Below are 12,667 nucleotides of genomic sequence, written 5' to 3'. Positions count from 1 at the left end.
CGTGACCACTCATCTCGCCTAGTCATGTCGGAGGGAACGCCCGAGTGTATGCACGTGCGGGGTACCCGACGTCATCGGAAGGAACACAATGAACGGTCACGGTTCGCCGTGCACCGCCAGAGGCTTCTAGGCTCATCCAACGAACACGTCGTACCGAATACTTGTGGGTTGCTGCACGCGCAGTGGCCCAGACAGGGGTTTCACACCGTATGGCCGATCAACTCGCCAATGCCACTGAGGCGCTCCGTCGGGCACTCGTCCAGAACGACCGGTTGAAGACCCAGAACCGGGCCCTTCTCGAGCGTTCTGGCGAACCGATCGCCGTGGTCGGCATGTCGTGTCGGTTCCCCGGCGGCGTCAACTCCCCCGAGGACCTGTGGGAGATGGTGGCCGAGGGCCGCGACGTGGCCTCCGCGCTGCCCGAGGACCGCGGGTGGGACGTCGCCGGCCTGTACGACCCCGATCCAGACGCACCGGGCAAGTCCTACGCGCGCGCGGGCAGCTTCGTCGACGACGTCGCCGACTTCGACGCGGGCTTCTTCGGCATCGCGCCGAGTGAGGCCCTGGCCATGGACCCCCAGCAGCGCATGCTGCTGGAGCTGTCGTGGGAGGCACTGGAACGCGCCGGCGTCGACCCGACGTCCCTGCGGGGCAGTGCGACGGGCGTGTTCGCGGGCGTCATCGCCGGCGGCTACGGCATGTCCGCCGACGCCATCGAGGGCTACCGGCTGACCGGCATGACCTCGAGCGTCACCTCCGGCCGGGTGGCCTACGTGCTCGGCCTCGAAGGCCCCGCGGTGTCGATCGACACCGCGTGCTCGTCGTCGCTGGTCGCGTTGCACATGGCGGTCCAGGCGCTGCGCCTCGGCGAGTGCGACATGGCGCTCGCCGGCGGCGTCACCGTCAACGCCACCCCGACGATCTTCGTGGAGTTCAGCCGCCACCGCGGGCTGGCCGCCGACGGACGCTGCAAGCCCTACGCCGGAGCGGCCGACGGCGTCGGCTGGGCCGAGGGCGGTGGCGTGCTCGTCGTCGAACGGCTCTCCGACGCCCAGCGGCTCGGTCACCCCGTGCTCGCCGTGGTGCGCGGCTCGGCGGTCAACCAGGACGGCGCGTCCAACGGTCTGACGGCGCCGAACGGACCGTCTCAGCAGCGCGTCGTGCGCGCCGCACTCGCCAACTCCGGCCTGACGGCCGCCCAGGTCGACGTGGTCGAGGGCCACGGCACCGGCACGCCGCTCGGCGACCCCATCGAGGCGCAGGCGCTGCTGGGCACCTACGGCCAGGACCGCACCCAGCCGCTGTGGCTCGGCTCGGTCAAGTCCAACATGGGCCACACCCAGGCCGCGGCGGGCGTCGCGGGCGTGATCAAGATGATCATGTCGATGCAGCACGAGACGCTGCCCGTGACCCTGCACGTCGACGAGCCCAGCCCGCACGTCGACTGGACCATGGGTGCGGTCTCACTGCTGACCGAGGCGCAGCCGTGGCCCGCCAGCACCACGCCGCGCCGCGCCGGCATCTCGTCGTTCGGCATCAGCGGAACCAACGCCCACGTCATCGTCGAGTCGGCGCCGCCCGTGGAGGCTGCCACCGAGCCCGCTGCGCCGCCCGCCGGCGTGCTCCCGTGGGTGCTGTCCGCGAAGTCGGCGACGGCCCTGCGCAACCAGGCCGCGCGCCTGACCGACCACCTCGCGACCCACCCCGACCTCGACGATCGGGACGTGGCCTGGACGCTGGCGGGACGCACGTCCTTCGAGCACCGCGCCGTCGTCCTCGGCACCGATCGCGAGCAGCTGCTCGCCGGCCTGTCGGAGGTGTCCTCCGACGCCGACGTCACACGGGTGATCCGCGGCACGGCCAACCCCGTCGGCAAGGTTGCCTTCGTGTTCCCTGGGCAGGGCAGCCAGTGGATCGGCATGGGCATCGAATTGATGTCGACCTCAACGGTATTCGCGGACAAGCTGACCGCGTGCTCGGAGGCGCTGTCGGAGTTCGTCGACTGGTCGCTGCTCGACGTGCTGCGCGGCGAGTCCGGTGCGCCCGGGCTGGACCGCGTCGACGTGGTGCAGCCGGCGCTGTTCGCCGTCATGGTGTCCCTGGCGGAGCTGTGGCGTTCGGTCGGGGTCACGCCCGACGCCGTCATCGGCCACTCCCAGGGTGAGATCGCCGCCGCCCACGTCGCGGGGGCGCTGTCCCTGCGCGACGCGGCCAAGGTGGTCGCGCTGCGCAGCAAGCTGCTGGTCGAACTGTCCGGCTCGGCCGGCATGGTGTCACTGGCGTGTGGTGTCGAGCGGGCCAGAGAACTGTTGTCGGGGTTGGACATTCAGCCCCAACGCGCCGGCATTGCCGTGATCAACGGCCGCTCCGCCGTCGTGGTCTCGGGTGAGACGTCCGCACTGGACGCCCTCGTGGCGCAGTGCGAGGCGTTGGAGATCCGCGCCCGCCGCATCGACGTGGACTACGCGTCGCATTCGGCCCAGGTCGAGGCGATCGACGGCCGCCTGCAGGAAGCCCTCGCCGGGCTGGAGCCGCGCTCGACGCGCACCGCCTTCTTCTCCACCGTCACCGGCGATCTGGTCGACACCGCGACCCTCGGCGCCGACTACTGGTACCGCAACATCCGCCAGACCGTGCAGTTCGACCAGGCCGTCCGGGCCGCGGCAGCCCATGGCTACCGCGCCTTCGTCGAGACCAGCCCGCACCCGGCGCTCATCGCTGGCATCGAGGACACCGTCCGCGACTGCACCGACGCCGCCACCGAGCCCGTCGTCGTGCCGACCCTCGGCCGCGACGAGGGCGGCTGGGACCGCTTCCTCGCCTCCGCCGCACAGGCCTTCACCTCGGGCATCGCCGTCGACTGGCGCGCGACGTGCGCCGGCGGCCACCTCGTCGAGGTGCCCACCTATGCCTTCGACCGACGCCGCTTCTGGCTGTCCGGCGGCGGCACCGGAGCCAACGACGCCTCCGGCTTCGGCATCAACGGGGCTGCGCACGCGCTCCTGGGTGCCGTCGTCGAGGTGCCGGAGACCGGCCAGGTCGTGCTGACCGGCCGACTCTCGGCGGCGACGCAACCGTGGCTGTCCGACCATGCCGTCGGCGGCGTAATCCTGTTCCCCGGTGCGGGATTCGTGGAACTCGTCATCCGCGCCGGCGACGAGGTGGGCTGCAGCGTCGTCGAGGAACTGACCCTGCAGGCGCCGCTGGTGGTCGCGCCGTCCGGCGTCCCGATCCGGGTGGTCGTCGGCGCCGCCGAGGAGTCCGGGTCCCGCACGGTGTCGGTCTTCTCCCACCCCGACGATCCCGAAGCGCCCTGGGTGCTGCACGCCGAGGCGATCGTGGGCTCCGCCGAGAACCCGCCGACGGCCGACCTGTCGGTCTGGCCGCCCGCCGGCGCCGTGGCGACCGACGTCACCGACGCCTACCAGACGCTGGCCGCCCGCGGCTACGAGTACGGGCCGGCCTTCCGCGCCCTGACCGCCATGTGGCGCCGCGGCGACGAGGTGTTCGCCGAGGTCACCATTCCGCAGGACGTGCAGTCCGGCGAGTTCGGCGTGCACCCGGTGCTCCTGGACGCCAGCATGCACGCCATCGCCCTCGCCGTCGAGGATCACGAACTCGCCCTGCCGTTCTCCTGGCAGCAGGTCGCCCTGCACGCCGCCGGGGCGTCCTCGGTGCGCGCGAGAATCGCCCCGGTGGGCCCGAATTCGGTGTCCATCGACCTGGCCGACGGGCTGGGGCTGCCCGTGCTGTCGGTGGGCTCGATGACCACCCGACCGGTCAACGCCGAGCAGCTCGCGCTGGTCGGCCAGGCCAGCGCCGACGGTGAACTCTTCGAGGTGGAGTGGTCGGCAGTCGCCGTGCCGGAGGCCGCCGCGCCGACCGGTGACTACACCGTCTACGAATACGCCTCGGCAGCAACCGATTCCGATACCGCGGCCGTGGCCCACACCGCGGTCAACGACGCCCTGGCGTACCTGCAATCGTGGCTGGCCGAGCCGTCTGCCGCCACGTTGGTCGTCGTCACGCACGGGGCCATCGCCCTGCCAGGGGAGGACGTCGCCGATCTGGCCGGCTCCGCGGTCTGGGGCCTGGTCCGCGCCGCCCAGACCGAGAACCCCGGCCGCATCGTGCTCGTCGACGCGACCGGCAACCCGGACGTCACGGTCGACGTTGCGACCGTGCTCGCCGTCGGTGAGCCGCAGGTCGTCGTGCGGGCCGGCGTGCCCCACGTCGCCCGCGTCGTGCGCAGCCGTGGCGTCGACGCGGTGCTTCGACCGCCGACCTCCGGCAAGCCGTGGCGGCTCGGCATCGCCACCGCAGGCACGTTCGACAACCTCGCGCTGGAAGAGGTGCCGAACTCCGACGAACCGTTGCGCGCCGGGCACATTCGAGTCGAGATGAACGCCGTCGCGGCCAACTTCCGCGACGTGATGATCACCCTCGGCATGTTCACCCACGACGCGCTGCTCGGCAGTGAGGGCGCCGGCGTGGTGGTCGGCGTCGGCGAGGGCGTCGGCGACTTCGCCGTCGGCGACCGCGTCATGGGCCTGTTCCCCGAGGGCACCGGCACGCTGGTGCAGGCCGACGCCCGGCTGGTCGCACCCATTCCGACCGGGTGGACCGACGCCGAGGCCGCGGCCACCCTGGTGGTCTTCACCACGGCGTACTACGGCTTGCGCGAGCTGGCCGACGTGCAGCCCGGCCAGTCGATCCTGATCCACGCCGCCACCGGTGGCGTCGGCCTGGCCGCCGTCCAGCTGGCCAGGCACTGGGGGCTGGACGTCTTCACCACCGCCAGCAGGCCCAAGTGGAACACGTTGCGGGCGTTGGGCTTCGACGAGGACCACATCGGGGACTCCCGCTCGCTGGACTTCGAGCAGAAGTTCGCCGAGGTCACCGGCGGCCGCGGATTCGACGTGGTGCTCGACTCGCTGGCCGGCGACTTCGTCGACGCCTCGCTGCGCCTGCTCCCCCGCGGCGGCTCGTTCCTGGAGATGGGCAAGACCGACATCCGCGACGCCGACACCGTCGCCGCGGCCCATCCCGGCGTCCGCTACCGCGCCTTCGACCTGTTCGAACCGGGCCGTCCCCGGATGCACGAGTACATCGTCGAGCTGTCGCGGATGTTCGAAGAGGGCATCCTGACGCCACTTCCGGTGACCACGTGGGACATTCGCCGTGCCCCGGCCGCGCTGCGGCACCTCAGCCAGGCCCGCCACGTCGGCAAGATCGTGATGACCATGCCCGCGGCGTGGACCCGCGGTACCGTGCTGATCACCGGCGGCACCGGCATGGCCGGTTCCGCGGTGGCCCGCCACGTAGTCGCCAACCACGGCGTACGCGAACTGATTCTGCTGTCGCGGCGCGGGACCGACGCCCCCGGCGCGGCCCAGTTGGTCGCCGACCTGACCGCATCGGGTGCGAACGTCCGGGTGCTTGCCGCGGACGCCGCGGACCGCGCCGAACTGCGCACGGTGCTCGACGCCGTCGACCAGCCGCTGTCGGGGATCGTGCACGCCGCTGGTGTCCTCGACGACGCAGTGGTCGGGTCGTTGACGCCCGAGCGCGTCGACCCGGTGCTGCGCGCGAAGGTCGACGCGGCGTGGAACCTGCATGAGCTGAGCCGCGAGACGAATGTCGCGGCCTTCGTGATGTTCTCGTCGATGGCCGGCGTCGTGGGTTCGGCCGGCCAGGCCAACTATTGCGCCGCCAACACGTTCCTCGACGCCCTGTCGGCCCACCGACGCGTTCACGGACTGCCGGCCACCTCGCTGGCGTGGGGTCTGTGGGACCAGGCCAGTGACATGACCGGGCACCTCGCCGACGCCGACCTGAGCAGGCTGGGCCGCGACGGCATCCTCGCGATGTCCACCGGCGACGCGATGACGCTGTTCGACTCGGCGCTTGTGGTGGGTGAGCCGCTGCTCGCCCCCGTCCGCATCGACCGCGCGGCGCTGCGGGCCAGGTCGGCCGAGGGTCTTCTGCCGCCGATGTTCGCCCAGCTGGCCAACACCTCGGCACGGCGGCGGGTCGACGACTCCCTGGTCGCCGCGAAGTCGAAGTCCGTTCTGGCCCAACGCCTGCACGGGTTGACCGAACAGGCTCAGCAGGCGCTGATCCTCGACCTGCTGCGGTCGCACATGTCCGCCGTGCTCGGCAACACCGAGCCCGAGGCCATCACCGCCGAGCTGGCCTTCTCCGATCACGGCTTCGACTCGCTGACCGCCGTCGAGTTGCGCAACCGGCTGAAGACGGCGACGGGACTTGCGCTGTCGCCGACGCTGATCTTCGACTACCCGACCCCGTTGGCGCTGGCCGGCTACATCCGCCAGGAACTGGCGGGTGCGCCCCAGGAGGTCGTCAGGACCACGTCGACGGCGGTGGTCGACGACGAGCCGATCGCGATCGTCGGCATGTCCTGCCGCTACCCCGGTGGGGTTGACTCGCCAGAGGCGTTGTGGGACATGGTCGCCGACGGGCGTGACGTGCTCACCGACTTCCCGACCGACCGCGGCTGGGACCTGGCGGGACTGTTCAGCCCCGATCCCGACGCCCCCGGCAAGTCCTACGCCCGTACCGGCGGCTTCATCGACAACGCCGCCGACTTCGATCCCGGCTTCTTCGGGGTGTCCCCGACCGAGGCGCTGGCCATGGACCCGCAGCAGCGGCTGTTCCTCGAGCTGGCGTGGGAGGGGCTGGAGCGCGGCGGCATCGACCCGGCGTCGTTGCGCGGCAGCGCCACCGGCGTCTTCGCCGGCGTGTACGCCCAGGGCTACGGCGTGGGTGCCGAGGGTGCGGAGGGCTTCCGTCTGACGGGTCAGGCCTCCAGCGTCGCGTCGGGCCGGGTGTCCTACGTGCTCGGCCTCGAGGGCCCGGCCGTGTCGATCGACACCGCGTGCTCGTCGTCGCTGGTGGCCTTGCACATGGCCGTGCAGGCCCTGCGTACCGGTGAGTGCGACCTCGCGCTTGCCGGCGGCGTCACCGTCAACGCGGCGCCGGACATCTTCGTCGAGTTCAGCAGGCAGCGTGGCTTGTCGTCCGACGGTCGGTGCAAGTCGTTCGCCGGCGCGGCGGACGGCACCGGATTCGCCGACGGCGGCGGCATTCTCGTCGTCGAGCGACTGTCGGACGCTCAGCGCAACGGCCATCAGGTGCTGGCACTGGTCCGCGGTTCGGCGGTCAACCAGGACGGTGCGTCCAACGGCCTCACCGCGCCGAACGGACCGTCGCAGCAGCGGGTTCTGCGTTCGGCGCTGGCCAACGCCGGGCTGAGTGCGGCCGACGTCGACGTCGTCGAGGCCCACGGCACCGGCACCACGCTCGGTGACCCGATCGAGGCACAGGCGCTGCTGGCCACCTACGGCCAGGACCGCACCACCCCGCTGTGGATCGGCTCGGTCAAGTCGAACATGGGTCACTCCCAGGCCGCCGCGGGTGTCGCCGGCATCATCAAGATGGTGCAGTCGATGCGCCACGAGCAGCTGCCCGCCACCCTGCACGTCGACGAGCCGACGCCGCACGTCGACTGGACCATGGGCTCGGTCGCACTGCTCACCGAGGCGCAGCCGTGGCCCGAGAACGGCACGCCGCGCCGGGCCGGCGTGTCGTCGTTCGGCATCAGCGGCACCAACGCGCACGTCATCATCGAGCAGGCGCCGCCGTCGGCCGCACCCGTCGTCGAACGGCGCCGGCCGGCCGTCGTGCCGTGGGCGCTGTCGGCGAAGACGCCGGAAGCCCTTGCCGACCAGGCCCGCCGCCTCGCCGACCACCTCGGCGCCCATCCGGACCTCGACCCCGTCGACGTCGGCTGGACGTTGGGCGGGCGGTCGTCGTTCGCCCACCGCGCGATCATGCTCGGTGCCGACGGCGACGAGTTGCTGACCGAACTGCGGGGGCTCGCCGACGACCAGCCGGGTGCGGGCACCGTTCGCGGCCGCGCGACCGGCTCCGGCAAGACCGCTTTCGTGTTCCCCGGCCAGGGTGCCCAGGCGCTCGGCATGGGTCGCGAGCTACACGCCGAATTCCCAGTCTTCGCCGCCGCATTCGACGCGGTGACCACGGAACTGGACCGCCACTTGCTGCGGCCCATCCGCGACGTCATGTGGGGAAGCAATGCGGCCGTGCTGGATTCGACGGAGTACGCGCAGCCCGCGCTGTTCACCGTCGAGGTGGCGATGTTCCGGTTGCTCGAATCGTGGGGCATCGAGCCCGACTACGTGCTGGGCCACTCGATCGGCGAACTCACCGCGGCGCACGTCGCAGGCGTGCTGTCGCTGGAGAACGCGGCCGCCCTGGTGGCCGCGCGCGGCAGGCTCATGCAGCGGCTGCCCGAGGGCGGCGCGATGGTGGCGGTGAGCTCGAGCGAGGCCGAGATGCGACCGCTGCTGCGCGACGGCGTCGGCATCGCGGCGGTCAACGGCCCCGACTCCGTCGTCATCTCCGGTCCCGAGGACGCCGTCCTGGAGATCGCCGAGGAAGCCCGGGCCACGGGCCGCCGGGTGCACCAGCTGACCGTCTCGCATGCGTTCCACTCCTCGCTGATGGAACCGATGCTGCTGGAGTTCAGCACCGTCGCCGGCGGAATGTCGTTGGCGGAGCCCAGGATTCCGGTGGTCTCCAACGTCACCGGCGAGCTGGCGGGTCAGGACTTCGCGACCGCGCCGTACTGGGCCAGGCACATCCTCGAGGCGGTCCGGTTCGACGACAGCGCCCGCTTCCTCGCCGCGGCGGGGGTCACCCGCTTCGTCGAGGTGGGTCCGGCGAGCGGCCTGACGGCCACGATCGCGATGTCGCTGGCCGAGTCCGAGCCGGTCACGGTCTCGACGCTGAAGAAGGACGCGCCCGAACCGAGGTCGCTGGTCACCGCGCTGGCCGAGCTGTCGGTGTCCGGCGTCGAGGTGGACTGGCAGGCGGCGTGCGTCGGCGGTCGACTGCTCGACCTGCCGACCTATGCCTTCCAGCGGCGGCGCTTCTGGCTGACCAGCGGCGGATCCGGTTCGACCGACGCCACCGGTCTGGGCCTCGGCCGCACCGACCACGCCCTGCTCGGCGCGGTCGTCGAGTCCCCCGAGACCGGCGGCGTGGTGCTGACCGGTCGTCTGTCCACCTCGACCCAGCCGTGGCTTTCCGACCATGCGGTCGCCGGGGTCGTGCTGTTCCCCGGTGCCGGCTTCGTCGAGCTGGCCATCCGGGCGGGCGACGAGGTGGGCTGCAATGTCGTCGACGAGCTGATGCTGCACGCACCGCTGGTGCTGCCCGCCGAGGGCGTCGCGGTGCAGGTCGTGGTCAGCCAGGCCGACGAGGCCGGCGGCCGCGTCGTGTCGATCTTCTCCCGCGCGCAACAGGATTCGGCACAGTGGATCCTGCACGCCGAGGGCGAGCTGGGCGTCGCGTCGTCGGCCCCCGGTTCGGACCTGTCGATCTGGCCGCCGGTCGGCGCCCGCGAGGTCGACGTGGCCGACGCCTACGCCGAGCTGTCGGCCCGGGGTTACGAATACGGTCCCGCGTTCCGCGGCCTGAAGGCGATGTGGCGCAGGGGCGACGAGGTGTTCGCCGAGGTGGCCATCCCGCAGGAGTTGCAGGCAGGAGGCTTTGGCGTGCACCCGGTGCTGCTCGACGGCGCGCTGCACGCGGTGGTGATGAGCCGTGAGGACAACGAGGGCGAGATGGCCCTGCCGTTCTCCTGGCAAAAGGTGTCGCTGCACGCGTCCGGGGCGTCGGCGGTCCGCGCCCGCCTCGCGCCCAACGGAACCAGCTCGATGTCGATCGACCTCGCCGACGGGCTCGGCCTGCCGGTGCTCTCCGTCGAGGCGATGGTGGCCCGGCCGGTGACGGCCCAGCAGTTGGCGGCCGCGGTGGGCGGCACCGGCGGCGGCGAGCTGTTCGAGGTGGTGTGGTCGGCGGCCACCCCCGCCGAACAGGTGACCTCCGACGCCGAGGTCGTGGTGTTCGAATCAGCGCCCGCGACAAGCGAATCCGACGAGCTGGCCGGCGTGTACGGCGCGACGCACGTCGCGCTCGAGCGGCTGCAGTCCTGGCTCGCCGAGAGCTCTGCACAGGATCATCAGGCCAGCCTGCCGTCGACCCTGGTGGTGACGACCCGCGGGGCCGTCGCCCTGCCCGGTGAGGACGTCACCGACCTGGCCGGTGCCGCGGTCTGGGGTCTGGTGCGCGCCGCGCAGACGGAGCACCCGGGTCGCGTCGTCCTGGTCGACACCGACTCCGATCAGGTCGACCCGGCGCCCGTCGTGGCGCTCGGCGAACCGCAGGTGGTCATCCGCGACGGTGTCCTGCACACCGCGCGGGTGCTGCCGAGCCGCGCCGCGGAGTCGCTACTGATCCCGCCTGCCGACAATGCGCCGTGGCGGCTGACGGTCGCCGAGTCGGGCACGTTCGACGACCTGACGCTGCAGGCGATCCCCGATGCGGACCAGCCGCTCGAGGCGGGCCGCATCCGGGTGGCCGTGCGCGCCATCGGCGCCAACTTCCGCGACGTCATGATCGCCCTCGGCCTGTACCCAGGCGGCGGTTCCATGGGCATCGAGGCGGCGGGCATCGTCGTCGAGGTCGCCCCTGGCGTGACCGAGGTGTCCGTCGGCGACCGCGTGATGGGCCTGTTCCCCGAGGGCACCGGCACGATGGCCACCACCGACGCCCGCGTCGTGCTGCCCATCCCCGCGGACTGGGGCTACGCGCAGGGCGCCGGCTTCACCGTCGGGTTCGCGACGGCGTTCTTCGCGCTGCGCGGGCTGGCCGACGTGCAGCCGGGGCAATCGGTGCTGATCCACGCGGGCACCGGCGGCGTCGGCATGGCCGCGGTCCAGCTGGCCCGGCACTGGGGCCTCGAGGTGTTCGCCACCGCGAGCCGCCCGAAGTGGGACACGTTGCGGGCCATGGGCTTCGACGACGACCACATCGGCGACTCCCGCACGTTGGACTTCGAGCAGAAGTTCCTCGCCGTCACCGGCGGCCGAGGGGTCGACGTGGTGCTCGACTCCCTGTCGGGTGACTTCGTCGACGCGTCGCTGCGACTGCTGCCGCGCGGCGGGTCCTTCCTGGAGATGGGCAAGACCGACATCCGCGACGCGGACACCGTCGCCGCCGCCCACCCCGGCGTGCGGTACCGCGCGTTCGACCTCTTCGAGGCCGGCGCCGACGGCGTCGGCAAGATCCTCACGGGTGTGGCCGAGCTGAGCGACGCGGGAGTGCTTCGCCCGCTGCCGATCTCGACGTGGGACGTGCGACGGGCACCGGCGGCGCTGCGGCACCTCAGCCAGGCCCGCCACATCGGCAAGGTCGTGCTGACCATGCCGGACGCCTGGGCGAGCGGCACCGTGCTGATCACCGGCGGCACCGGCATGGCGGGCGCCTCGGTGGCCCGCCACGTCGTCGCCACCCACGGCGTACGCCATCTGGTGCTGCTCTCGCGTCGCGGACCGGACGCTCCTGGCGCCGCCGAGTTGGTGTCCGAACTGACCGACGCGGGTGCCCACGTCCAGGTGGTCGCCGCGGACGCCGCCGACCGGGACGCCCTGGCCAAGGCGTTGGCCGGCATCGACCACCAGCACGCGCTGTCGGCGGTCATCCACACCGCGGGCGTCATCGACGACGCGGTGCTGACGTCGCTGACGCCGGAACGGGTCGACGCGGTGCTGCGGGCCAAGGTCGACGCGGCGTGGAACCTGCACGAGCTCACCCGCGACCACGACCTGTCGGCGTTCGTGATGTTCTCGTCGATGGCCGGTCTGGTCGGTGCGTCCGGGCAGGCGAACTACTCGGCAGCCAACGCCTACCTCGACGCCCTGGCCGCCCATCGGCGCGCCAACGGCCTGCCTGCGATGTCGCTGGGCTGGGGCCTGTGGGAGCAGGCCAGCGGCATGACGGGCCACCTTCAGGACGTCGACCTGGCGCGCCTGAACCGCGACGGCATCCTGGCGCTGGCCCTCGACGACGCGCTGGCGCTGTTCGACGAGGCGCTGACCGTCGACGAGCCGTTCCTGGTGCCCGCAAGGATCGACCGGGTGGCGCTGCGGACCAAGTCGTCGGCGGGCACGTTGCCGCCGATGTTCGTCGAGCTGATCTCGGGCCCGGCCCGCCGTCAGGTCGGCGACTCACTTGCCGCGGCGCAGTCGCGTTCGGCACTGTCGCAACGCCTTTCGGGCCTGCCCGCCGACGAGCAGTACGACCTGCTGCTCGACCTGGTGCGGTCGCACATGGCCACCGTGCTGGGGCTGCCCAACCCGCAGTCGATCGCGCCGGACCTGGCGTTCCAGGACCATGGCTTCGACTCGCTCACCGCGGTGGAGCTGCGCAACCGGTTGAAGGCGGCGACGGGGCTGACGCTGTCGCCGACGCTGATCTTCGATTACCCGAACCCGTCGGCGATCGCGGAGTACTTCCGCACCCAGCTGGTCGGCGAGGAGCAGCAGGGCCCCGCGACCAACTCGGTCGACGAGGAACTGCAGCGCGTCGTGGCCACCATCCCGATCAAGCGGCTGCGGCAGGCGGGCGTGCTCGACATGCTGCTCAACCTGGCCGCACAGGGCAGCGGCGCCGACACCGCCGAGGCCGCGGCGTCGAACGAACCGGATCGCACGCAGGACATCGCCGACATGGACCTCCAGGATCTGCTGGCGGCGTTCAGCGACGACGATGCGAGCTAGGC

At 71.9% G+C, this 12,667-nt stretch carries 1 protein-coding gene; it reads left to right on the top strand.

The window, feature by feature from the left end:
• The first annotated feature begins 209 nt into the window (after nucleotides 1-209).
• Entirely contained in the window at nucleotides 210-12,665 is a 12,456-nt protein-coding gene (locus H7J06_RS14395; RefSeq protein WP_264039576.1) for a type I polyketide synthase, read from the top strand.
• Nucleotides 12,666-12,667: the final 2 nt, after the last annotated feature.

Source organism: Mycolicibacterium hodleri, assembly GCF_025822245.1.
GTDB classification, from domain to species: Bacteria; Actinomycetota; Actinomycetes; order Mycobacteriales; family Mycobacteriaceae; genus Mycobacterium; species Mycobacterium hodleri.
This window is presented reverse-complemented; position numbering and strand designations above follow the sequence as displayed.

Excerpts from the sequence above, each read along its gene's own strand:
- H7J06_RS14395 (WP_264039576.1), top strand. The coding sequence starts at position 210 with ATGGCCGATCAACTCGCCAATGCCACTGAGGCGCTCCGTCGGGCACTC.